At 66.9% G+C, this 24,526-nt stretch carries 18 protein-coding genes and 1 tRNA gene; 6 read left to right on the top strand and 13 right to left on the bottom strand.

Annotated features, from left to right (window positions below; genetic code table 11):
- Positions 1–8 precede the first annotated feature (8 nt).
- The gene (locus AT699_RS06495; protein ID WP_024068035.1) at positions 9–728 is read left to right on the top strand and encodes a Crp/Fnr family transcriptional regulator; all 720 of its coding nucleotides are present in this window, start codon (positions 9–11) and stop codon (positions 726–728) included.
- A gap of 126 nt (positions 729–854) precedes the next feature.
- A complete protein-coding gene (locus AT699_RS06490) occupies positions 855–1,568 on the top strand; it encodes a DUF1971 domain-containing protein (protein WP_020924798.1) in 714 nt (237 codons plus the stop codon).
- A gap of 48 nt (positions 1,569–1,616) precedes the next feature.
- Here the strand turns inward: AT699_RS06490 and AT699_RS06485 are convergent, their stop codons facing one another.
- Together AT699_RS06485 and AT699_RS06480 are read right to left on the bottom strand one after the other, a co-directional pair.
- Positions 1,617–2,345: an META and DUF4377 domain-containing protein gene (locus AT699_RS06485; protein ID WP_024068034.1), complete on the bottom strand. Its 729-nt coding sequence runs from the start codon at positions 2,343–2,345 to the stop codon at positions 1,617–1,619.
- 406 nt (positions 2,346–2,751) lie between these two features.
- A complete protein-coding gene (locus AT699_RS06480) occupies positions 2,752–8,805 on the bottom strand; it encodes a DUF3320 domain-containing protein (protein WP_024068033.1) in 6,054 nt (2,017 codons plus the stop codon).
- Between the two features lie 186 nt (positions 8,806–8,991).
- Here AT699_RS06480 and AT699_RS06475 point away from each other — a divergent pair, with 186 nt between their 5' ends.
- Both AT699_RS06475 and AT699_RS06470 read left to right on the top strand, forming a co-directional pair.
- Complete coding sequence (locus tag AT699_RS06475; RefSeq protein WP_020924802.1) at positions 8,992–9,777, top strand: extracellular solute-binding protein; 786 nt, start codon at positions 8,992–8,994, stop codon at positions 9,775–9,777.
- Positions 9,778–9,856: 79 nt separating this feature from the next.
- Entirely contained in the window at positions 9,857–10,789 is a 933-nt protein-coding gene (locus tag AT699_RS06470) for a hypothetical protein (protein WP_024068032.1), read from the top strand.
- Positions 10,790–10,804: 15 nt separating this feature from the next.
- Here AT699_RS06470 and AT699_RS06465 read toward each other — a convergent pair whose 3' ends face one another.
- From AT699_RS06465 to AT699_RS06455, 3 genes are all read right to left on the bottom strand, one after another.
- Positions 10,805–11,419 (bottom strand): hypothetical protein, encoded by a 615-nt coding sequence (locus AT699_RS06465; protein WP_006389143.1) that lies wholly within the window; start codon positions 11,417–11,419, stop codon positions 10,805–10,807.
- A 221-nt stretch (positions 11,420–11,640) separates the two neighbouring features.
- Positions 11,641–12,240: a nitroreductase family protein gene (locus AT699_RS06460; protein WP_006389142.1), complete on the bottom strand. Its 600-nt coding sequence runs from the start codon at positions 12,238–12,240 to the stop codon at positions 11,641–11,643.
- A gap of 140 nt (positions 12,241–12,380) precedes the next feature.
- A complete protein-coding gene (locus AT699_RS06455; protein ID WP_024068031.1) occupies positions 12,381–14,021 on the bottom strand; it encodes a methyl-accepting chemotaxis protein in 1,641 nt (546 codons plus the stop codon).
- A gap of 319 nt (positions 14,022–14,340) precedes the next feature.
- Here AT699_RS06455 and AT699_RS06450 point away from each other — a divergent pair, with 319 nt between their 5' ends.
- Positions 14,341–14,646: a hypothetical protein gene (locus tag AT699_RS06450; protein ID WP_006389140.1), complete on the top strand. Its 306-nt coding sequence runs from the start codon at positions 14,341–14,343 to the stop codon at positions 14,644–14,646.
- Between the two features lie 133 nt (positions 14,647–14,779).
- Here the strand turns inward: AT699_RS06450 and AT699_RS06445 are convergent, their stop codons facing one another.
- The 5 genes from AT699_RS06445 to AT699_RS06425 form a co-directional block, all read right to left on the bottom strand.
- Positions 14,780–16,882, bottom strand: a complete 2,103-nt coding sequence (locus tag AT699_RS06445; RefSeq protein ID WP_024068030.1) for a PhoX family protein — start codon at positions 16,880–16,882, stop codon at positions 14,780–14,782.
- 124 nt (positions 16,883–17,006) lie between these two features.
- Entirely contained in the window at positions 17,007–17,858 is an 852-nt protein-coding gene (locus AT699_RS06440; protein ID WP_070541363.1) for a hypothetical protein, read from the bottom strand.
- A gap of 18 nt (positions 17,859–17,876) precedes the next feature.
- On the bottom strand, positions 17,877–19,340 hold the full coding sequence (locus tag AT699_RS06435) for a hypothetical protein (RefSeq protein WP_024068028.1): 1,464 nt from the start codon (positions 19,338–19,340) through the stop codon (positions 17,877–17,879).
- A gap of 45 nt (positions 19,341–19,385) precedes the next feature.
- Positions 19,386–21,080 (bottom strand): OmpA family protein, encoded by a 1,695-nt coding sequence (locus AT699_RS06430; RefSeq protein WP_020924805.1) that lies wholly within the window; start codon positions 21,078–21,080, stop codon positions 19,386–19,388.
- 347 nt (positions 21,081–21,427) lie between these two features.
- Positions 21,428–21,512 (bottom strand) — tRNA-Leu (locus AT699_RS06425).
- 333 nt (positions 21,513–21,845) lie between these two features.
- Here AT699_RS06425 and AT699_RS06420 point away from each other — a divergent pair.
- Positions 21,846–22,025, top strand: coding sequence for a hypothetical protein (locus AT699_RS06420; protein WP_006389135.1), 180 nt, complete (start codon positions 21,846–21,848; stop codon positions 22,023–22,025).
- 85 nt (positions 22,026–22,110) lie between these two features.
- Here the strand turns inward: AT699_RS06420 and secG are convergent, their stop codons facing one another.
- From secG to AT699_RS06405, 3 genes are all read right to left on the bottom strand, one after another.
- Entirely contained in the window at positions 22,111–22,614 is a 504-nt protein-coding gene (gene secG, locus AT699_RS06415; RefSeq protein ID WP_024068027.1) for a preprotein translocase subunit SecG, read from the bottom strand.
- Positions 22,615–22,635: 21 nt separating this feature from the next.
- Positions 22,636–23,382: a triose-phosphate isomerase gene (tpiA, locus tag AT699_RS06410; protein ID WP_006389133.1), complete on the bottom strand. Its 747-nt coding sequence runs from the start codon at positions 23,380–23,382 to the stop codon at positions 22,636–22,638.
- A 128-nt stretch (positions 23,383–23,510) separates the two neighbouring features.
- Positions 23,511–24,488, bottom strand: coding sequence for an NAD(P)H-quinone oxidoreductase (locus AT699_RS06405; RefSeq protein ID WP_006389132.1), 978 nt, complete (start codon positions 24,486–24,488; stop codon positions 23,511–23,513).
- Positions 24,489–24,526 lie beyond the last annotated feature (38 nt).

Here is a 24,526-nt window from a genome sequence, read left to right as displayed (position 1 = left end):
GACCCAGAATGACAAATATCAATCTGCCCGACCCGGTCGCGGCGGACCTGCTCGCCCGCCATCCGCTGCTGCGCAGCCTGCCGCCGCCGGCGGTCGCCGAAGTCGCCACGTACCTGGTGGGCGACGCCGTGCCGCTGCGCGCCGAAGCCGGACAGATCCTGTTCGGCGAAGGCGACGTCGCCCGCCACTACCTGTTGGTGGGCCACGGCCAGGCCGAGGTCATGCGCTATGGCTACAACGGCGACGAACGCGTCTTCCGCGTGTTCGAGCCGGGCACGCTGATGGCCCATGCCGCCATGTTCATGCCGCATGGCCGCTATCCGATGCAGGCGCGGGCGCGCACGGCTTTCCAGGGCTGGCGGCTGTGCCGTCGCCGGCTGCACGAGGCCTGCCGCCAGTGGCCGGACCTGGCGCTGGCGCTGCTGGCAGGGCTGAGCAAGAACCTCTACGACCAGGTCAACAGGGTCGACTGGATGACGTCCAGCTCCGCGCCGGAGCGGTTGGCCAACTATCTGATGGGACTGCGCGAGCGCCAGGGCGACACGGTGACGCTGCCGCTGAACCAGCGCCAGCTGGCCGCGCACCTCGGTATCCGCGCCGAAACCCTGAGCCGCCTGCTGAACGACTGGCAGACCCAGGGCCATGTCAGCGGCAAGCGCCGCGAATGGATACTGCACACGCCGGCCTACCTGGAAAAACTGGCGACGACGGCCAAACGGCCGTTCTGACGGCCGGCTGCCACGCCCGGCGCGCCGCGACGCCGGCCGTGATGCCGGGCCCGCCAATGACATTCGTCATCGGCGCCGCCCTCCCCTCCGGCCGACAATGGGACTGGTCTTGCCCCCTGCCCCATCATGCCGCCCGATTTCCCCGACCTTCCCGCCGCGCCGATCAGCGAGGATGACATCCGCCGCCTGGTCCACCGGTTCTATGCCCGCGTGCGCCAGGACGACACGCTGGCGCCTATCTTCGACGCGCGCGTGACCGACTGGGATGCGCACCTGGCCATGCTGTGTGATTTCTGGTCCGCGCTGCTGCTGGGCACGCGCCGCTTCAAGGGCGCGCCGATTCCGGCGCACGCCCGCATTCCAGACCTGTCATGGCCACTGTTCCAGCGCTGGCTGGCGCTGTTCCACCAGGTCACCGCGGAAGTCGGGCCGCCGCTGCTGCAGGCGCAGGCCGACGCCATGGCCGAACGCATCGCCGCCAAGCTGTGGCACGTCTGGCAGCAGCGGCACGCCATGCCCGGCCTGCCGGATACCCTGCCCGCGAACGTGCGTCCCTACCGCGACAGCCCCATGTTCACGCCCGACAACCTGCCCGCCGCATTGCGCGCCGCGCATACGACCAAGGCGGGAACCTGGGGATTGTTGACCGTGTACAGCGGCGTGCTGCGCTACACGCTGGACGATCCGCCGCACACCGAAGTGGTGCTGGCCGCCGGACAGCGCGTGCTGATCGCGCCGCAAGTGCGGCATCACGTCGCCTTCGAACTGCCTGGAAGCTTCCAGATCACGTTCTGCCGCGCGGATGGGGCCTCGCCGGCAGACGCCGAACGTTCGGCGTAGTCGCCCCGGGGCCCTGGGAGGCCGCGCCCGATCGGGCGCGGCAGGTGCTTACTTCTTCTTGCCCGAGGCGTCCTGCTCGACCACCATGTCCAGCACGTACACCTTCGACGGCGCGTCGGCCGGCGGGTTCTTCCAGTCGTAGCGCTTGACCCGCAGCACGGTGCGCACGCCATCGCGGTGATCGTAGCCTTCGATCGACTGGTACAGCGGATGCCAGTCTTCCTGCGGCGGCAGCTGCACCCCGGCGTCGTTGTAGCGGCGCTCACGCACCATCAGGCACTGGTAGCGCGGAATCATGGGATGGCTGCAGTCGGCGCGCTTGGGCGCCACTTCCAGGAACATGATCTCGCCGGCGCTGCCGTACAGGGTCTCCGGCGTCGGTTCGCCGACGAACTTCAGCACGCTGCCGTCCCGCGTCACCAGCTCCAGCGCGGGCTCGGCCGGATCGCCGCCGAGCGTGGCGCGCAGGTCGCCCTTCAGACGCTGGCCGATCTCGGCGTCCAGCGTCATCAGGCTGGGCTCGCAGGCCTTCATGGTGGAAGCCAGATTGGCGACCTGCAGCACGCCGTTCTTGTAGGTATAGCCGCCGAACTGCGCATTGCAGCCGCCGCGCACGTTCAGGGCATCGGCCGTGAACGACAGGCGCAAGGGCTGTTCAATACCCTTTTGCAGGGCGGGGATGGATTTGCCGGCAGCATCGGTGGCCGACACCAGGCGCCAGTAGTAGGCGGGCAGGCTCACCGCGTTCGCGGCGGGCGTCGCGGAAGAAGTGGACATGGAGGACGATCCTTCGCCAGGGGTGGTAACCGGTGCGCAAGCCTGCAGCAGCGCGGCGCAGACAGACGCCAGGAGAATTGTTTTTTTCATGGTGGGTTCCTATCAGCCGTGCGGCACTGGTGAAAACCCGGATTCTACGTCCGCGCCATGGACGAAATGGGCGGGTTCTGTCCTGGGACGTATCAAAATCTTGCCGCCTGACTGAACGCAGGCTGACACCTGCAAGCATCTCCGCCCGCGCCTTCCCCCTGCGGCGGCGCGGCCAACCCCGGTACGCGGCGCGGGCGGATCGCGGCCCGCCCCGCAATTACAGTCTGACACTCACGGGCCACGCCCCGGCGCAACACTCTGCGCAGTAATGCAGATCTTTGCGGGCGCCCACGCGTGACGGGGCGCCCGCCGCGCCTCAATCCACCCGCAGCATGCCGGCATCGTCGCGCACCCGGCCTTGCGCCTGCAGCGCCGACAACGCCAGTCCCAGCCGCGCCTCGGCATCCGCCAGCGTGCGCGACAGGCCCAGGAGGCGGCAGACCGACTTGATCACATCGGCCCGCGGCGCATTGCCGGTCGTGGCCAGCACCCGCAGCACGCCGTTGGCCAGTTCTTCCAGGCAGACATCGTCGACGCGGCGGCGCGAGGCCTCGTCCTCGCCGGCGCCGCGAAAGTCCGCCCACGCCGCCGGCCGCGCACCGGCGGGCCAGAGGAACGTGACCTCGCCTTCGTGCGTGCGGCCGCTGTCGGCCGGCGTCAGCTGGCGCAGGCGCTCGACGATGCGCGCGCCGGTGCGTTCCAGGCCCCAGGCCCGCGCCACCCGCCGATGCAGCACGCTTTCGGGCAGGGGGCCCTCGGTCTCGATCACCTGGCGCAGCTCGGCGGTCAGTCGCGCATTGCTGGCGCGGTCGTAGAACGCCTGCGCGTCGCCCGGCGCCAGGTCGGTCACCTGGTAGGTCGTGATGGCGCCCGCCGCCGTGTTCGGCCGCGGCGGCGCCTGGCCCGGCATCGTGCCGGAGCCGGCCGCGTCCACGCCATCCTCGGTGGTGATGGTGAAAGCCACGTCGTCCGCCTGCGCCGCGTCGTCCTCGTCGGAACCAGACTGTGGGCCAGGCTGCGGGTCAGGCTCCGGTTCGGGCGCGGGCGCTTCCTCCTCGCGCGCCAGTTCCGCGTCCAGGCGGGCCAGCAGCTTGTCCACTTCGCGTTCGGGATTGATCCACCAGTCGGTCGACCAGATCCGGTGCAGGCGCCACCCCAGCCCTTCCAGCACCACCTGCCGCAGGCGATCGCGGTCGCGCGCGGTGGCCCCGGCATGATAGGCACGGCCATCGCATTCGATGCCCAGCAGGTAGCGCCCCGGCGCGCGCGGATCGACCACGCCCATGTCGATGCGATATCCCGAGCAGCCGACCTGCGGATGCACCACCCAGCCGCGCTCGCGCAGCACCTTGATCACCTGCGTCTCGAACGGGCTATCGGGCTCGCGCCCCGTGGGCAGCGACTGCGCCACCAGCGCGCGCGGCCCCTTCAAGGCGAACTCCAGATAGTGCTTCAGGTCGCGCACGCCGGCGGCGCGCACGCGCGACAGGTCGATCTGCTGCGGCGCCAGCGTGCTGTAGATCACCACGCCTTCGCGGGCCCGCGAGATCGCCACGTTCAGGCGGCGGTGGCCGCCTTCGCCGTTGAGCGGGCCGAAGTTCATCGTCATCTTGCCGGCCGCGTCCGGCCCATAGGTGATCGAGAAAAGGATCACGTCGCGCTCGTCGCCCTGCACGTTCTCCAGGTTCTTGATGAAAAGCGGTTCGCGCGCCTGCGCCGCAATGGCCTTGTCGAGCGCGGCATTGGCGCGGCGGCGCGCATCCAGCAGCGTTTCGATGAGCGACTGCTGCGGCTGGTTGAAGGTCACCACGCCCAGGCTCTGGCGGCGCCGCGCCGGGTCCAGGTAATGGCGCTCGATGCCCTGCACGATGGCCTCGGCCTCGGCGCGGTTGGTGCGGCTGCCGCCGCGGTCGTAGACGCCGGCCACGCGCTCGAGCCGCACCGCCACGTCGTCGGTGACCGGCGACGGGAAGGTGATGAGCTGCGAATCGTAGTAGGTCACGTTGCTGAAGGTGATCAGGCTTTCGTGGCGGCTGCGGTAGTGCCATTGCAGGCGCAGGCGGTTCATGTCGGCGCCCAGGCATTCGTCCAGGATGCTCTCCAGGTCTTCCACCTGGCCATCGTCGCCGGCGCCGTCGTCGTCGTTGGCCGACTTGCTGAAGAAGCTGGTGGGCGGCAGCTGCTTGGTGTCACCCACCACCACCAGCTGCTGGCCGCGCGCGATGGCGCCGATCGAATCCCACACCGGAATCTGCGAGGCTTCGTCGAACACCACCACATCGAACTGCGAATGGCCGGCGTCCAGGTATTGCGCCACCGACAGTGGCGACATCAGCAGGCACGGCTTGAGGCGCGGCAGCAGCGACGGCAGGCGCTGCATCAGCTGGCGCACCGGCACGTGGCGGGCCTTCTTCTGCAATTCCCGGCGCAACAGGCCCAGTTCGCTGTCGGGACTGACCAGGACGGCATTGCTGGCCGGCACCTTGCCGGCCAGCAATGCCGCGATATGGGCCGACGTGAGTTGCTGGAAGCGGTCATCGGCCTGGCGGAACTCGCGGATCTTGCGATCGTGGTCGGCGCTGGAGAACGACCGCAGCAGCGGCGAATGGTCGATGACCTTCTTGACCCACCAGTTGCGATAGCTGAACTCGAAATGCGCCTCGACCCGGGCCAGCGGCACGCGGCCCTGCTCCAGCGTCGCAACCAGGCCCTGCAGCTGCATGCCGATGGCCTGCTCGCGCGCCTGGCGCCAGACGCACCACGGCATCAGGCTCTGCTTGTTCAGCCGCCATCCGGCCAGCACGGCCTGGATGCGTTCGAGCGCCCCGCCGTCGTGTTCCTGCCCCTGCAGCGGCATGGTGGGATGCGCCAGGCCCTCCACCACGGCAAGCTGGTCGCGCAGCGCGCGCCAGGCATTGCGGGTGTCGAGCAGGCGCCTGCCAAGCGCGGCGCCCGGCTGCAGGAAGGCGCGATTCTCGCCCACCAGCGGTTGCAGGCGCGCGCGCAGCGCGCCGGCCGCGGCCGGATCGCCGGCCATCAGCGTGACCGCCTCGGCGAAGCGTTCGGCCCATTGTTCGTGGCGCCCGACCTGTTCCCAATCCGTGTCCAGGCCGGCGTAATCGTTCAACAACAGGCGTTCGGCATCGGCCTTCAGGGACGCCAGTTCCCGGTCTTCGGCATTGACCCGCGCCAGCGGCGCCAGCATCGCGTCAATGGCGGCATCGTCCGGACCACGCGCGTCGACACGAAACGCCGCCAGCCGCTTGCGCAGGCGCCGCTTGGCGAAGGCCGACTTGGGCCACCAGGCGGCACGCGCGGCCTGCCATTCGGCCTGCAGCGCGGTGCCGTCCAGGTCCGCCAGGCGCGCCTGCCAGGACGCGCCGACCTCGGCCCAATGCGCATTGCGCGCCAGGCCGTGACGGGCCAGCGCCTGCACCCGCTGGCGCGCCGCGGGATCATGCGCCTGCGCGGCCAGGCCCGTGGGCACCCGCGGCGCCACCAGCAATACGTCGATCAATGCATCCAGGCGCGCATAGGCCTCCAGGCCCAGGCCGGCGACCGGCACGCCCAGTTCGGCGCCGGCGACGTCCACGCAGGCCTTGAACGCGTCCGCCGCCCGGTCCAGGGCCTGCGCCGCCGCCAGCAGCTCGTCCTGCCAGCTGGGGCTCCACCCGGTCATGCCGATGTGGGCCAGGGCGTGGCCATGCAGCGCGCCCAGTTCGCCGGACAGCGTCGACATGCGCCGCGCCGCCTCGCGCAACTGCGCCAGCTCGTCCTCGCCATGCGCCTGGGCATCGGGCCAGGACAGCGGCGACGGTTCCTCGCCGCTGTGTTGGATGCAGGTGCCGATGGCGTCGTAGACCGTCAGGCCGTTGCCATGCCGCTGATGCAGGGCTTGGACCAGGCCGTTCAGCTCCTGGCGCAGCGCCGCCAGGCGCTCGGCTTCGCGGTTCCATTCATCGCTGCTGCGCTGGCCGCCCAGTTCCAGCGCCCGACCGAGCTGCTGCAGCACTTCGGACTTGCGCGCCTTGGACGAATGCAATTCCAGGCAGAACGGTCCCAGGCCGATATTGGCCAGGCGGCGATGCACCACCTCCAGCGCCGCCATTTTTTCCGAAACGAACAGCACCGTCTTGCCACGCGCCAGCAGGTGCGCGATCAGGTTGGTGATGGTCTGGCTCTTGCCGGTGCCGGGCGGGCCTTCGAGCACCAGGTCGCGGCCGGCATCGACCGCGCAGATCGCCTTCAACTGCGAGGAATCCGACAACAGCGGCGTCAGCAGGTCCTGCGGCCGGTAGCTTTCGTCCAGGCGCTCGAAGCGCGGATCCCAGGGTTCCTGCGCGAAAGCCTGGCCGGGGTGCTCGATCAGGTGCCGCACCACGCGGTTGGCCTTGAGCTGGCCGCTGCGGTCCTGCAGGTCCTTCCACATCAGGTATTTGGTGAACGAGAAAATCCCCAGGTGCACCTGCTCCAGCACTTCCCAGCCGACGATCTCGCGCACCGCCAGGCGGAACGCCTGCAACACCCGCGCCACGTCCACGCCCTTATCGTCGGCCGGCAGCGCATCCAGGCCGGGGATGCGCAACTCGTAGTTGTTGCGCAGCATCTGCAGCAACGTGGGGTTGATGATGGTCTCGTCATCGTGGCGCACCAGCCGGAAACCGCTGCGCACCGACTGGCGCTGCAGCGACACCGGCACCAGGATCAGCGGCGCCAGGTGGCTGCTCTCGGCGGCGGGATGCTCGGTCCAGCGCAGCATGCCCAGGGCCAGGTACAGCGTATTGGCGCCGCCTTCTTCCAGCCCGGTGCGCGCGGCGCCGAAGATGGTCAGCAGGTTGGCGTCCAGCGCCTCCTGCGCCACGCGGGCGATCAGTTCCTTGTTGCCCAGCGCCTCCAGCGCCATGTCATCCAGCGGCGCGCGGCCGCCACGGTCGACGTGCACCTGCGCCACGCGCGGGTCGCTGCCCTCCATCAAGGCAGCGGGCAAGGGACGGATGCGGAACTCGCCGCCATCGGCAATGGCGTCTTCCAGCCGTCCCAGGTCGGGCACCACCAGCGGCAGGGTCGACTTGGTGTTCTTGAAATTCAGCAGCCGGTTGCGCAGCGTCAGGTCCAGCAGGCGCGATTTCCACTTGGCCAGGCGACCTTCGGGCGTGTCGTCGGCCGGCTCCAGGCTGATGACGAACTCCGCATCCAGCGGCGGCAGCTGGGGCGTGGGTTCGATGGCGGCGGGCGCCTCGGTGGCATCGGCTTCGCCCGGCGTCGCGGCGCCGGCGCGCGACGGCAGCGGCTTGATCTGCAGTTCGCGCGCCCGGTGCACGTCGATGGCGTAGCGGAACGTATCGTCTTCGCGCAGGTGCGCGGCGCCCTGTTCCAGCGCCAGCCGCAGCGACGGCCGGAAACTCGGATGCTGGGCGATGCCGGTGGTCTCGAAGGCCAGGAATTCGCCGCTGTCCACGCGCTTGCGCACGGCCTGCACGTCGTCGGTCAGCGGATCGGCGAAGCAGGCCGGATGCAGCCACACGCCTACCCAGGCGTGGCCTTCCTTCATCAGGATCACGGGGCGCAGCCCGGCCTGCTCCAGGCACGACGAAAACAACATCGCCAGGTCCAGGCAGGTGGCCACGCGGGCCTCCAGGATGCGGTCGGGCGTGCGGATCTTCTGGCCGTCAATGCCGAACGATGCGGGCGGCTCGGCGTAATGCAGCGTTTCGGCCGCCAGCGTGCTGTAGACGGCCGACACCTGCTTCCAGACCACGTCTCGGCTCTTGGACTGGTAGCCGTTCATGGTCAGGTCGCTGTGCTGTTCGCGCAGCAGCCGGGCGGCCTTGCCGATGAGCCCGTCCACTGCCGGGTTGTTGGGCATGGAGAACGCGGCCAATAATTCCGGCAGCGCGCGGGTGCCGGCCCACTGGTCATAGGCCAGCACCGCCACGGGCTGCGCGGCGCGGCCCACTTCGCGCCCATCGGCCTGCGCCGTCACCTCGATGGCGGCGCGCTGCGCTTCCTGCAGATCGGCCAGGTAGCCATGGTCGGGCGCCAGGTCCAGCGGCGCGATGCGGCGGATTTCGCCGGGCACCAGCACATCGAAGCGCAGCCGCACCGGCTGCGCGAAGGCCGGATTGCAGCGGATCTGGACCTCGACGTTCTCGAAAGTCTCCTGCGAGCGGTTGACCAGGCGCAGCGATCGCAGGACCGGCACCGCATTCTGGATGGAGGCGTAGCCCAGCGTCGGATCGGCCTCGATCTCGATCATCACGCCATCCCGTGTCGCGACGTCCTGTCCGACCGGCTCCAGCGCCGCCATGCCGGCGCCATGCGCGGCGCCCTCCCGCATCGCCGGGGATTCCAGGTCCAGTCGCTTGTCCATCGATTTCTCTCTGCTCGGTTCTTCGCCCATTGGGCAGGGACTATAGACCGAAATCGATGGAATATTCGCGTCCGCCCCAACGTCCACAACAGGAGGGACCCACGCCGCGACGGCGCCGCGCCTCGTATCCCAACCCACCGGCCAAGCGCCTCGGCGCGCTGGCCGGCCCGCCGGAGAATCCCCGACATGAAATCGAATCGATCGACATTGCAACAGACACTGGCCGGCGCCCTGCTGGCGCTGGCCGCCGTGTCCGGCCCCGCCGCCTGGGCCGCGCAGGACCTGAACGTCTATGGCCCGGGCGGCCCCGCCCCGGCCATGAAGGAAGCGGCCGAGGCGTTTGGCAAGCAGCGCGGCATCGAGGTCAAGGTCACCGCCGGCCCCACGCCGGCCTGGGCCGAACAGGCCCGGCAGAATGCCGACGTGCTGTTCAGCGGCGCCGAGAACATGATGAGCGGCTTCGCCGCCGCCCTGCCCGGCGTGTTCGACCTGCGCGATGCGCGCACGCTGTACCTGAGGCCTTCCGCGATCCTGGTGCGGCCGGGCAACCCCAAGGGCATCCAGGGCTTCAAGGACCTGCTCAAGCCGGGCATCAAGGTCATGGCCGTCTCCGGCGCGGGCCAGACCGGACTGTGGGAAGACGTGGCCGGCCGCCTCGGCGACATCGAGACGGTGCGCGCCTTCCGCGCCAACCTGGTGCTGCCCGAAGCCGGCAACAGCGCCCAGGCGCGCAGCCAGTGGACCGAGGACAAGAGCATCGACGCGTGGCTGATCTGGAACATCTGGCAGGTGTCCAATCCGACGCTGGCCGACGTGGTGGCGGTGGAAGAGCCCTACCGCATCTACCGCGACGCCGGCGCGGTGGTGACGCGCCACGGCAAGGCCAATCCGCAAGCGCAGGCCTTCGTCGAATTCCTCGCGTCCGCCGAGGGCCGCGCGATCTTCAAGAAGTGGGGCTGGAAAACGGACTGACGCCGACGGCTGCGCGTCAGCGGCATTCGGCGATAATCGGGCAACTCCATGACCGCCCGGCCGCCGCCGGGTCACGCCGATGCGTATCCGCGCCGCCCTGCTGCTCTGCCCGCTGGCCCTTGCCCTGCACGCCCCGATGACGCGCGCCGACACCCGGGTGCAATCCCTGGACCAGGTGCCGGGCGCCATCAAGACCCAGGACGCCCGCAAGATGTACGACAGCCAGATGAGCGGCGCGCCCCGACCCGACGGCCTGGGCGTGCAACTGCCGGCGGGCTTCAGCAATGCCTTCCTGTTGCAGCAACTGGCGCCCGGCCAGAATCCCGCGCGCCTGCTGCTGGCGGGCGCCAAGGCCTGGCCGCAGCGCCCCGGATCCTACGTGGCGCTGGTGTGCCTGGCGGCCAGCGCCGAACGGGCCGAGCGCCTCAAGCAGTTCGGCGGCGGCGACTGCGCCAACCTGTCGCGCGACCAGGACAGGAACGAGATATGGGTCGGCGTGTTCGAATCGACGCCCGGCGCCGCGCCGCGCCTGGTGGCGCGCACCGAGGCCCCGGTGACGGAACCGACCGACTGGAGCGACACCGACATCGACCCGCCCATGGACCTGGCCATGCAGGATGCCGGCGCGCCCATGCTGTCCACGCCCGACAGCTGGAAGCGCTTCGATCTGGCCACCTACAGGATCGCCCCCGACACCACCGCCTTCGGCCTGCGCGCGGGCTGGAGCGAGGGTTATGCGGGCGGCGGCGCCGATTTCGAGGCCCTGTACCTGTTCCGCATCGACGGCGCGACCCTGAAGGTGGTGTTCGCCCGGCCCATGTCGTTCGTCAAGAGCATCGCGGGCGACTGGAACCCCGATGGCACGCGCGAACACGACGAATCCGACGCCAGCAATTCGCTGCTGGTGCTGCCGGGCAAGACCGGCGGCTACTTCGACATCCAGCTGCGCCAGCAGGGCGGCAAGTGGAAGCGCACGTTCAAGTGGTCGGCGGGCAAGCAGGCGTACGAATAGGTCCCGCGCCGCCGTTCAGGCCGCATCCACGTAATTCGGTTTGCCGCCCAGGAATTTCAACAGTTCCTCGGGCTGGCTGACCTGCGCCAGCGGAATGAAATACACCTCGTCCGCCACATCCGGACGCTGCACCGGAATGATCTGCAGATAATCCGGCGTCAGCGCGATCAACGAGATCTTGTCGTCTTCATAGCCGGATTCGAAATGGCTGCCGTTCTGGTCCAGCACGAAGCGGTCCGGGTAGAAACGCGCCGATCCCTTCAGGCTGGCGGCGCCCTTGAAGATGGTCTTGCGGATCATGCGCCTGAGCACCCACTTGGGCGTGGGCTGGCCGTTGCCCAGGCCCTTGATGATGCGCCGCGTCTTGGCGGCGGCGATGAAGCTCAAGGCCATCAGCAGCATCACGCTGGCGAAGACCGCCGTGTGCGCGCCCACCTTGCCGGTGGTCAGCTTCTCGATGCCGACGATGACGATGGAAGCCAGGAAGGCACCATGCCGTATCCAGGTCCAGGTGCGCGTGGCGGCGTTGACCACGTCGGCGGCGCGCTGGCGCTGCGCCAGCAGATGGGCCTCCAGCGTTTCCAGGGGCAGGTCGTAGTCGGCTTGGCTGATCGGTACGGCGTCGGTCACGGCGGGGCCTTTCTCTTTCTATATGCGGGCGGAAAACCCCGGATTATGCCTGCACGCGCAGCGCGCCCCGCTGCCGATGGCCGCACACGCGGCGTCCCAGGGTCTGGCCGCCCGCTGTCGCCGGCCAGGGTTCAGCCAAAGAAAAACCCGCAGGTCCCGGAATCGGGATGTGCGGGTTTCGAGAGGGGCGGCCCGGCGCGGCGCGCCAGGCGCGCGCCGGTTCAGCCGACCACGCGGAAGCGCTCGGCGTCGTCCATGAAGGCCTTTTCGCCGAAGCCGTTTTCGTTCGAGCCGAACGGCATCTGCGCGCGCAGCTTCCAGCTGGCGGGCACATTCCATTCACGCGCCACGCCGGCGTCGATGAGCGGGTTGTAGTGCTGCAGGCTGGCGCCCACGCCGGCATTGGCCAGCGCGGTCCAGACCGACAGCTGGGCCATGCCGCCCGCCTGTTCCGACCACACCGGGAAGTTGTCGGCGTACAGCGCGAATTTTTCCTGCAGGCTGCGCACCACGTCCTGGTCTTCGAAGAACAGCACGGTGCCGACGCCGGCGGCGAAGCTCTTGAGCTTGGCTTCGGTCTGGGCGAAGCTCTCGGCCGGAGCGACCTTGCGCACTTCCTCGATGGCCAGGTTCCAGAGCTTGTCGCTTTCGGCGCCGAACAGGATCACGGCGCGCGAGCTTTGCGAGTTGAACGACGAGGGGCTGTGCTTGATCGCGTCCTGGATCAGGGTCGCCAGTTCCTCTTTCGAGGCGGACAGGTTGCGGCCCAGCGAATACTGCGTGCGGCGCTTCTTCAGTGCGTCGAGGTATGCGTTGCTCATGAGGATATTGCCTTTCGACTGGTAGATAGAGGGGTAGGGAGTGAACAAATTCTACTGGCCGGTGCCGCGGGCGACCACCGTTCAAGCGCGGTTTTTGCCGGAACAAACTGTTCCAGTTTTGTAGCGAATGCCGCCCGGTCTCACGCCGGCAGCAATCGCGCATTGCCCGCGGGCGTGGCGCGCGCCTGCAAGGCACCGCCCGCCCCCACCCGGAACGCCGCGACGGCCTGCCGCAAGTCGGCCGCCTGCACCCGCAAGGCCTCGGCGCCGGCCGACGCCTCCTCGACCCGGCGCGCGTTCTTCTGGGTATCCTCGTCCAGTTGCGCGATGACCTGCGCGACGTGCTCGATGCGGCCGGTCTGCGCCACCGACGCCTGCACGATGCCATTCATGGTGGCCGTGGTCTGGGTGATCGCTTCCAGGATCAGGTCCATGGTCTGGCCGGCGGCGCCGACGCGGTCCACGCCCTGGCGCACCGTGTCGGCCGACTGCGAGATCAAGGCATTGATTTCCTTGGCCGCCGTGGCCGACCGCTGCGCCAGCGAGCGCACTTCGCTGGCGACCACCGCGAAGCCCTTGCCCTGCTCGCCCGCGCGCGCCGCCTCGACCGCCGCGTTCAACGCCAGGATATTGGTCTGGAAGGCGATGCCCTCGATCACCGAGGTGATGTCGGAGATCTGCGCCGACGCCCTGGACAGGTGTTCCATCGTGTCGATCACGGCATGCATGGTCTGGCTGCCCTGCCGCGCCGCGTCCATCGCCTGGCCGGCCATGTCGCCCGCCTCCTGGGCATCACGGGCATTGCGCTTGACCGCGCCGGTCAGTTCCTCCATGGATTCGGCCGTCTGGCGCAGCGCGCGCGCCTCGTCGCTGGTACGCGCCGACAGGTCGGCATTGCCCTGCGCCAACTGCACGCTGACCACCGATACGGCGTCGGCGTGCTGGCGCACCCCGCCCACCACCGAAGCCAGGTTGCGCTGCATGCCGGCCAGGGTGGCAAGGATGCTGCTGGCGTCGCCCTGCCTGACCGCGATCGGACTGGCCAGGTCACCGGCGCTGACGGTTTGCGCGATACGCTTGAGCGTCGCCGGTTCCGCCCCCAGGGCGCGCGTGATGCGGCGCGCGATCAACCAGGCCAGGCCGGCGCCCAGCAGGATTGCGGCGCCGGTCAGCGCCAGCATCAATTGCTGGAAATCGACGCCCACGCGCCGCGCCATATCGCTCTGGTCCTTCATCAGGCGTTCCTCCAGGTCGATCATGCGGTTGATCGCCGCCAGCCACTGCACGAACAGGGGCCGCGCCTGATCCAGCAGCGGCCGCGCCTGCGCGGCGTCGCCCCGCTCCAGCGCCGTCAACAGGCGCTGCACCACGGGCAGCGTGCGCGTCTCGATCGCCTTGATGCCCGCCAGCGTCTCGCGTTCCAGGGCCGACACGTCGGCGCCCTGCGCGAACAGCGCGTCCATGGGCGCCGCGGCCTCGTCGTATTGGCGCTTGAGGCGGTCGATCTCGGCCACCAGCGTCCGCAGTTCGGCGGGAGCGGCCAGCACGGCGTCCCGCAAGGCGATGGAGCGGTCATGCACGCTGCCCCGGAAGGTGATGGCATAACGCTGCTTGACGCCGTGGACATCGTTGATGGCGGCGAGCGCGCCATTCATCCGGTTGACCTGGGTGATGCCGACCACCGTCAACAGCACCATCAGGCAGAGAACGACGGTGAAGCCGAGCATGATGGAACCGCCCGTGCTGCGCACCCCGCGCGAAGGGGAATGGGAATCCTGCATGAAACCTCCTGCGGCCACCCGCCGGATGAGCCGGGCGGTGCCTATCGGTTTAATTTAATAAAACTATCACATATAGTTTTTTAATTATATATAACTATCGTTACGAATACAGCCTTTTCGCCCTGTTCCGCGCAGGGATTTCGCGCTGCATCGACGTGCCCAGGACATGCCGAGAGCCCGGATCCGGTCGCGGTCCCGGCCGCGATGCGCGATCGGTAAACTAGGCGGCATCTTCCTCATCCGCTTACGTCGTTCCCCTGATCGCCACATGACGATGGCCAGAGCGCCGAGCCTGGTCGCCAACGCTGGAGCCCCATCGATGCTGAAAGACCGCCGATTCCAGATCTGGCTGGCCGTGTTCGCGCTGGTCGCCATGCCGCTCGTGGCCCTGCTGTGGCCGCGCAGCCCGCAATACCCGTCCATCGGCGGCGGCGGCTACGACCTGTCCGGGTTCGTCTACACGCTCGCCCTGCTCGGCTTCAGCGGCGTATGGTCCTTGATCGCACTACTGGTGGCTTTCGGCCGTAACGAGGCCACGGCGGCCAGGCGGGCCTACGCACTGGCCGGCATCGGCGCCGCGACATTCGTGACGGCGGCCATCGCCTTCGGCCACCACCTGCACTAAGGAACGCATTACTTCAGACTCGGGCGCGGATCCGAGCCGCAAAAAAAAAGGCCGGCACGCGAGGTGCCGGCCAGTCACGATCGCTTTGCCATGGCGGCGGACGCCAGGTCCGCGACCATCGGCAGCATCGTCGTCAGGTGCCGACGGCGGTACCGTCCTGCTTCCAGATCACCACCGTGGCCGGGCGCGGCCGGCTGGCAGTGGCGTCGTCGGGCCACTTGGAGGCCATCAGGGGATTGTTCTGCGCATCCGTCACGCTCGGGCCTTCGCCCGGGTGCTGGATGTTGATGAACAGGTACTTCTGGTCGGGCGTCCAGGTCAGTCCGGTCACTTCGCAACCGATCGGGCCGGTCATGAAGCGGCGGATTTCCTTGGTGGCCGGATTGGCGACCAGCATCTGGTTGTTGCCCTGCCCGGCGTAGGGGCCGGTGTTGGAGTAGTTGCCGTCAGTCTCGATCCACAGCAGGCCGCGCTTGTCGAAGGCCAGGCCGTCGGGGCTGTTGAAAGTGTTGTCCGTGGTGACGTTGGCCGAGCCACTGCGCAGGTCGGTGCGCGGGTACAGCGTCGGGTTGCCCGCCAGCACGAAGATGTCCCATTCGAACGTCAGCGACGCCGGATCGCCGTTCTTCTCGCGCCAACGCACGATCTGGCCGTACTGGTTGGCGGTACGGGGGTTGGCGTCGTCGGCGCCCGGATGCTGCGGGCCGTTCGGATAGCGGGTGCCACCGGTGCCGCGCGAGCTGTTGTTGGTCAGCGTGACGTAGGCTTCGCGGGTGGTCGGATGGGTGGTGATCCACTCGGGCCGGTCCATTGGCGTGGCGCCCACCGCGTCGGCGGCCTGGCGCGTCTTGACCAGCAGTTCGCCCATGTCCTGGTTGAACAGGGCGCCGAGCGTGCCGCCGGCCAGCGCCGGGGTATCGAGCTTGAGCGCAATCCACTCGCCCACGCCCATCGCGTCGCCCTGCGCGGCGCCGTCCAGGAAGCGCGCGACGTACAGCGTGCCCTTGTCCAGCAGCAGGCGGTTCAGGGCCGGGCGGGCCGGGTCGTACTTGCCGTCGGACACGAACTTGTAGATGTACTCGCTGACCTGGTCGTCGCCCATGTAGACCACCACGCGCTTGTCGTCGGCCAACGTCATCGCGGCGTTCTCGTGCTTGAAGCGGCCCAGCGCGGTCAGCTTCTTGGGCGTGGAGTTCGGGTCGAACGGGTCGATCTCGACCACCCAGCCGCAACGGTTGTATTCATTGGGCTCCTGCGCCCAGTTGAAGCGGTTGTCGTAGTGGTCCCAGCGGTACGAACTGCTGGAGATCTTGCCCGAACCCTTGTAGCGTTCCATGTGCTTCTGGTACTCGGCATCGGGATAGTTCACCGTGGCCGGGTCGGCCGTGCCGACGCCGAAGTAGTCGGTGAAGTTCTCTTCGCACGTCAGGTAGGTGTTCCACAACGTGTAGCCGTTGCCACAGTTGCCGAAGGTACCGAAGCAGCGCGTGCCCGTCGGATCGGCGTTGGTGCGCACCAGGCGGTTGCCCGCCGCCGGCCCCACCAGTTGCATCGCGACGTTGGCGTTGACGCTGCGGTTGAAGGGCGAATCCAGCACCGGTTCCCACTTGCCATTGGCCAGGCGCATATGACGCACCGAAACGCCATGGGCGTGCTGCGACTTGCGCACCCAGTCCAGGTTCCATTGCGCGTTGCCCGGCTGCACGCCCACCGGATAGAAGTAGTCCGGCGTGGTGTATTCGTGGTTGGTGACCATCAGGCCTTCCACGCTGCTGCCGTTGACGCTGTCGGTGCCATCGATCGGGAAGAAATGCATGCCGTCGTGGTTGTACCCGAGCTGGCGGGCCTGGTCGTCGCCGCCGTTGCTGGCGTCGGCCTTGAAGGCCGGCGCACCGGCAAAGAGCGGATCGCCCCAGCGGTTGATCACGGCGAACTGGTAGCCCTCGGGGACCACCACGGTATCGGCGGTGCTGATCGGCACGGCCTTGAAATTGAGTTCCACGGGCTTGGCCGGCGTCTCGCCGCCCGGGTTGGTGCCCGGATTGGTGCCCGACGAATCGTCATCGTCGTCATCGCCGCCACAGGCCGTCAGGCCCGCGCCCATGAAGCCGACCGCGCCGGCGCCCAGCCCGGCCTTGAGAAAGCCCCGACGCGACACCGCGCGGCGCACCACTTCGTTGAAATGCACTGCCTGGGAGGGGTTGGACGGGATGTCGTCCTGGTCCGAAGAACTCATCAGTTTTCCTGTCATTGTCGGTGTTCTTGGCTGGCGCACCCGCGGGCCAGCCTCACGGCATGATGACTGTCGAAAATGACGGTGGAATAACAGATGAATGAAAGGTTTGCGTCTGTATGTGGTTTCAGCGGACAGGAGACAACAGCGCTGGCGCGCCAAACTCCACCAACTGAGCATTGCTGCGGGCAAAGTACTGCTCCCAGAACGTCCGCAGCTTGGCCATGGTCTTGGGGTCTCGATATACCCCCCGGTCTCTGCGCGCGGATCCGTCCCCTTGAACCAGGCCCGCACCCAGTACAAAGACCCGCGCCCCGCCAAAGTCGCCGAATTGCTGCGCGGCCTCCACCTTCTTTATCTCGACGGAAGGATCTATCGCGCGAACGTTATGGTTGGCATAGAAGCTGGAGATACTGGAATTTTCCAGCATGTCCGATAACACGAACACAATCATGTCCCGCGCGCCGGACTGCCTGACCCGGCTGGACAACTCCTTGAGCGCGGACAAGATGTCGGACTTGGCCAGTTCGGCGCTGACGCCGGCGAACGCCGTCTTGAGCGCGGTGGCCGCCTTCAGCCGCCCGTAGTCGAGCTGGTCGCGCATGCACGCATCGAACGTCCGCAGGACCTTCATGCCGATGCTGTTTCGGAGGCTTTCGTCGATCGGCTGTTCCAGCGTACCGGCACTCAGGACCTGCATGTAGCGCCCCTGCCCGAACGAAGAAAAAGTCGCGACGACGTAGGCGGAACCCGGCTGGATCAGCCGTCCTGCATTCTCGTTGGCCAAGCCTTGCAGCATCGCATCGAAAGGCGTGGTCTGATCGACCAGGATGAACAGTTCGGTACGGGGCGCCGGTGCCGGCACGCCCACTTTGCTCGCCTCATAGCAACTGGGTACGTCGTTCTGCGCGCCAGCATATGCCGTCGTGCCCGTCACCAGCGCCAGCATGACGGCCGCTCCGATCGTAAATCGCTTCATGGCACTTTTCCCTTGGCGTCAAAACAAATCATCGGCCAGTGCGTCCTGTGCTTCCCGTTCACGCCGCTCCTTTCGCTCCTTGAGCCACGCACGCAAATCCGCATCGCCGCGGACCGCAGCGGGCAGGGCCACGAAATACGCCTTTTCCCGCTCCGGGTCGTTCAAACGGTTGATTTCGGTCTTGATATGGTGCAGATCGTAGTCCGTCGCAACCTGAGCCGGCATTTCCGGCCCGGGGACGGCCGCGGGCATTTTGGGAGGCGTCAGATGGTCCACGATATCGAGCGCCGCCGAATTCCGGTTGGCTTCGCGCAGGTAATCGTCGAAGGTCTTGGACAACTTCATGCGATTGTTGGCGTTGGCCTCCAGGCGCTGCTGCAGGTCCTTGAGCCGGCCGTTGACCAGGTCTCGGATCGGCTGATAGTGACTTTTGTAGGCGCCGTAGTCGCTGAACCCCCCAGTGGAATCATAGGCGTTCTTCGACTCATTGCCCACAAACCCATATTTGTAGCCAATGAGCAAACCAATCGCCTGTGTCGCTACATAGATAAGGCCCAGCATCAGAAACGCCGTCATGCCCTCGATGGAGGTACCGCTATCGGCGTCGCTTTTTGCCTTGGCGTCCGCAGCACGCTGCGGGGCGCTTACGGCATCGGGCAAGGTGCTCGCGAACGGATTGAACGCCGCGCTGCCATTCATTTGCGCCGATTCCCGCGTCTGCTCATTGAGCATGTGCGTGTAGCGCAGGCCAGTGGACAGCACAGCGATGCCCACGATCAGGATGATGGCGGAGTAGACCCAACCGTAGCTGCCGCGGTCATAGGGATTCTTGGCGATTCGATTGAGGATCTGGTTGTAATAGGGCGCACGATCGTCGCGGCCGTGGTCGTTCAGGCCGACCTGCTCAACTTCGAGGTTCGCGCTACTGTCGCCCTCCTTGAACTGAGCGAAGCAGGCGCGCAGCAGTTTCGTCCGACGGTATTGGTGACCGGCCTGGTGCGTGATCATCACCATGATCACGCAAATGACGAACACCACGCAGACCGAAATGATGGCGACCATATTGCTGCTCGCTTCGCTGGCCATCCACGACGACAACATGTACGAGAACCCGATCCCTTCGGCGATCACCAGCACTACCAGCAGCGACCAGATGAAAAGAGGCGCCGGCTTTTGGCCTTTGTCCGACGCCTTGCGCAGATAGTCGCTATAGTGCGCGAACTGGCCTTGCGACATGAAGTTGCAGAACGGCTTGTAGATAGCGCACAGGCTTTCCTCCGCGCGTAGCCAGCCCTCGTTCCCCTTGGTGCGATCCTTGGCGAGGCGAGCCAGGCTGCCGATGATGGGCAAAGATACCCACAGATCACGAAACCACAGATTGAACCGGAACAAAGCCACTGTTATCGCCAATAGGATCATGGCAATGACGAAGTAGATAAATGCCGTGTTTGCCGCGTAGAAATTATTCAGGGATTCAAGCATCCTGCGTCCTTTGTATGTATCAACCGATCCGAGGCTGGTGTCGCGTCACTTAGCCAAGCTGGGAGCGAAAGCGGTCTGGTAGGACTGCTTGTTCAACGTATAGACCAGATTCGAATCAGGGGCGTGGCGGGGATCCTTGTTCGGAATGACGATGTCCATGCACTGCAAGGAATCGCCTACGAACACCCGGTACAGGAGAGCATCCGAGCCTTGATAGGCATTGACTTCCGGCTTGCTGCGGAGGGTCGGTTCAGCCTTCTTATCGCCCGAATAATTGGTGTAGACAAGCAGTTCAGGACGGCGCGCCGGCGAGCCGCCATCGCGCAACACGGCGACATGCGTCAGTGCCACCAAGTGCCCATTTACCAAGCCCGCCCAGCTCGAGTCGTACACGCCAGGCAGATAGTCGTTGGTGGAGAACTTGGCCTCCCGATCGTTCTTGAGCGACTTGACGCCCTTCGAAATGCGGGGGCGATCATCCGCGCAACTGCCCACGATGGAAGGCTCGGCTGCGTGCGCGGTGCTCAGCAAGCTGAAAGTCGATTTCTGCGTCGAGAGCTTGCCGATGCTGACCTGTACATAGTTGCCGTGCACTGGCGTGCCACCGAAATCAATGTCTTGGGCGGCAGTGCTCGCATGCGCCGAAGGCGTTGCATCCGTCGCCGACGGATCCGGGCTGGCAACTGACGGCCTGTCGTTCCGGTTCGCTTGGCCGACGGACGCCTTGCGGGAAGAGGTCGGCTGCGCCCCGCCTGTTGTTTCCTTGCGCGGCCCCGAGGCTGCCGGCCCGGGCGTCCGGTAGTACGCCAGCACGGGCTTGCGGTTGGCCAGATAGCCCGCCATGGCCTCGTCTTCGCCCAGATCGACCACCTCGACCCTGCGGTTACGCGCGCGTCCCGCTGCACTGTGGTTGTCCGCAATCGGCAGCGTTTCGCCCGCGCCTTGATAGAAGATCTGATCTGCCCTGAAACCGCGGGACACGAAGATCTTGGCCACCGCGCGGGCGCGAGCTTCGGAGAGGTCGGCGTTGAGCTGGGAAGAACCCGTGTCATCGGTGTGTCCGACCAAAAGAATGCGCATCGCATTGTTCCGCGCATTGACGGCGTCTCGATCCTTGGCGCTGGCGGAGGCCGCCGCCACATCGCGGTACGTGTCGGCCAGATCCGCCATGGCCTTCGCCGCCTGCGGCGTCAAAATCGCCGAGCCCGGCGCGAACTGTTCGCCCTTGTCGATGATGGACACGCTCAGGCCAGCGGTCGTCTTGGCAGCGTCCGCGGATCCGCCGCCTTGCGGCTTGGGCGTGGCCAGCGGATCCACTTGGGTATCGGCCACCTTGATGTCGGAAACAACCAGGTCGAGGTTATTGGCCTGCGCCACCTTGAAGAGCGCGCATCTGCGCTCGTCAATGTTGTGACCGATCACGCCGCCGACCAAGGCGCCTGCCGCCGCGCCGATGGCCCCGACAATCACCTTGTCCCTGGCGTTCTTCCCGCCCAGCAAAGCCCCGGCGACCGCGCCAAGGGCACCGCCCACGGCAATCCCTGTATTGCGCGAACTATCGGAGCAAGGATCATTACTCGCGAACGTACTTTGCAGCGCGTTGCTGTCGCCGGGTAAGGTCTGGCACCCCGCCAAGCCGAGGGAGGCAAGACTGGCACACAGCACGGTGGGAAGAATGCGAAGCGTCGTGACTCGCAGAACGGACGTGATTGTCGTGCCCACATCGAAACCAAAAGCCATCAACCCCTCACTACAATTACAAATATAAATTTATAAATGTGTATTTATCCGCGCCGCAGCCCGATATTGATTTAGATAAATTACATTTTGAAGGATTTGCATTGTAATAGATGCATTGTGATGCGCCAAATGCAATACAAATTATTTCAGATCGACAGAAGATGACGACCCATGGCGCCCCTCCCGTGCATTGGCATGGGGCTCAAATGGCGAATCGAAGGGGAATTGCAGAGCGGCCCCCCGGACAGGGCAGGCGCAAAGAGACGAACGCAAAGACAAAAGGCCTGTAAGAATCCAGTTCTTACAGGCCTTTGCTGTCCGGATGTCCGGATGTCCGGACAAATTCTTGGTGCCGACGGCGAGACTCGAACTCGCACAGCTTTCGCCACTACCCCCTCAAGATAGCGTGTCTACCAATTTCACCACGTCGGCTGACTTCATCCAGAAAAGCCGTGGCTTCCTGGAAAGTCGAACATTCTATCACGTAATTGACGATTCGCGTGCATCCGCTCGCCTTGCCGCTCCAGACCCGGCCGTCCGGCGAGCCTCGCCCGGGCAACAAGCCCTTACAAGCGCGACAGGCCATGGCATCAATCTGTCATGTCTCCGGGCAATACTGGCATCCCCATGCGCACACCCGGGATGTTCCCGGGGAATTTCCTCCGGATATTCATATAAAAGGGAATTCGTTGGCGCGCATGCCTGGCCGGCTTACGATGCCAGCCATACACAACAGGGCCTCAGGCCCGTAGAAAAGGTTCCACCATGCAACGTCTGATATCCCCCATCCTGGCCCGTCGCCCCACGCTGCTCGCCGGCCCGCGCAGCTCGCGCCGTTACGACGCCGTCGTGTCCCTGCGGGCTTACCGCGAAGCGCGCCAGTTGCGCGAATCCGCCGAACGCATCCTCGCGGTGTCGGCGCGCCACATGCTGCCGGGCGCCTGAACACGGCTTTCCCGCAAAGGGCGCCATTGCGGCGCCGCCATGAAAAAAGGCCGGCTATCGCCGGCCTTTCTCATGCTGTCCAGGCTTACTTGGCCGGCGTCTCGGCCGGCTTGTCGCCCGCGGCGGCCGGAGCCGACGGCACCGAAGCGTCCGGCTTGGAAGCCGGGGCCGGGGCAGGAGCCGAACCGGCGCCAGGCACCGACGAAGCGGCGCCGGGGACGGACGAAGCGCCCGGCACCGACGAGGCGCCCGCGCCCGGCTGGGCCGGCGCGGCGCCCGGCACCTGCGGCACCGAACGGTCGGCCGGGAAGTTCTGCATCACGCCGGAGTCGACGGCGGGGCCGCTGGTGCCCTTGTGGCTGACATAGGCCAGGCCGGCCGTGGAGGCGAAGAAGACCACCGCGGCCCACTTGGTGGCACGCGACAGGAAGTTGGCCGCGCCGGTGGCGCCGAACAGGCTGCCCGACGAGCCGCTGCCGAACGCGGACCCCATGTCGGCGCCTTTGCCCTGCTGCAGCAGGACCAGCACGATGATAGCCAGCGCCGAGATCACTTGGACGGCCAGCAGAAGTTTGAGCATCAAGGGCATTACAGACTCCGGAACGGAAACTTAGATGGCGGCGATTCGCAAAAATTCTTCGGCCACGAGCGACGCGCCGCCGACCAGGGCTCCGTCGATATCAGTCATGGCGAACAAACTGGCGGCATTGGCAGCCTTGACGCTGCCGCCGTACAAAACCTGCACCTGGGCCGCGCCCAGCGCGACCAGGGCGGCGCGGATGGCGCCGTGGACTTCCTGGGCCTGCTCGGGGCTGGCGGTGCGGCCGGTGCCGATGGCCCACACGGGTTCGTAGGCCAGCACCATGCGCGAGACGGCCTCGGCGCCCAGCGCCAGCACCGGCTTGAGCTGGCGTTCGATCACGGCCAGCGTGTTACCGGCTTCGCGATCGGCCAGCGACTCGCCCACGCACACCACCGGGGTCAGGCCGGCAGCCAGCGCGGCGCGAGCCTTGTCGGCGACCATCTGGTCGGTTTCACCGTGCAGCACGCGGCGCTCGGAGTGGCCGGCCAGCGCATAGCGGCAGCCGAATTCCTTGAGCATGGCGCCCGCGACTTCGCCCGTGTAGGCGCCCTTGTCGTGGGCGCTGACGTCCTGCGCGCCCCAGGACACGGCGCTGCCGGTCAGGGCCGAGGCGGCCTGCGCCAGGTACGGAAACGGCACGCAGACGCCGATCTCGCAATGGCTGGCGGCATCCGCGGCGCGCAGTTCGGTCAGCAACGCGGCATTCTCGGCCAGGTTGCCGTGCATCTTCCAGTTGCCCAGCACGAGGCGGGCGCGGTGTTCGACTGAAGTCATGGCGCAAATGTCAGAGTGGGTGAACCCGGGGGAAAAGCACCCGCCCACGGGCTGGCCTGGAAATAATTCCAGGCGAAACCCGTGATTGTATCCTGTTGCGCGGCGCCGCGCCGAACGCCGCGCGTTTCTTACACGGTCAGGATGATTTTGCCGATGTTCTCGCCGCTTTCCATCATGGCGTGGGCCTGGGCGGCCTGGGCCAGCGGGAAGGTGGCGTGCACGATCGGCTTGATGGCGCCCTGCTCCAGCAGCGGCCAGGCGCGCTCGCGCAGCGCCCGGGCGATGGCGCCCTTGAAGTCCACCGGGCGCGGACGGAGGGTCGAGCCGGTGATGGTCAGGCGGCGGCGCATGACCTGGCTGGTATCGACATTGGCCTGCGCGCCGCCCAGCTGGGCGATGATGACGATGCGGCCGTCGTCGGCCAGGCATTGCATGTCGCGGGCGATGTAGTCGCCGGCCACCATGTCCAGGATCACGTCGACGCCGCGGCCACCGGTGGCGTCCTTCACTTCCTTGACGAAGTCCTGCGTCTTGTAATTGATGCCGCGCGCGGCGCCCAGGGCCTCGACCGCGCGAGCGCGGTCATCGCTGCCGACGGTGGCGTAGACCGGGTTGCCCATGGCGCGGGCCAGCTGGATGGCCGTGGTGCCGATGCCGCTGGCGCCGCCGTGCACCAGCAGGATCTCGCCGTCGGCCAGGCGGCCGCGGTCGAACACGTTGCTCCAGACGGTGAAATAGGTTTCCGGCAGGCCGGCCGCTTCGATATCGGACAGGCCCTTGGGAATCGGCAGGCACTGGGCGGCGGGCGCGACGCAGTATTCGGCATAGCCGCCGCCAGCGACCAGGGCGCACACCTTGTCGCCCAGCGCGAAGCCGCTGCCGGCCAGGTCGCCGCCGACGATTTCACCGGCCACTTCCAGGCCCGGCAGGTCGGACGCTCCGGGCGGCGGCGCGTAGTTGCCCTTGCGCTGGAACACGTCCGGACGGTTGACGCCCGCGGCGCTGACCTTGATCAGCACTTCACCCTTGCCGGCTTCGGGCGTGGGACGTTCGGCGGGAACCAGGACCTCGGGGCCGCCCGGGCGTGAGATTTCTACACAGTGCATCGCGTGCCTCCTTCGCGGCAAATGGATTATTATTGCGC

The organism is Achromobacter xylosoxidans, from assembly GCF_001457475.1.
Taxonomy (GTDB): domain Bacteria; phylum Pseudomonadota; class Gammaproteobacteria; order Burkholderiales; family Burkholderiaceae_B; genus Achromobacter; species Achromobacter xylosoxidans.
The sequence above is the reverse complement of the archived record's forward strand: the minus strand, read 5'-3'. Positions and strand labels throughout refer to the sequence as shown.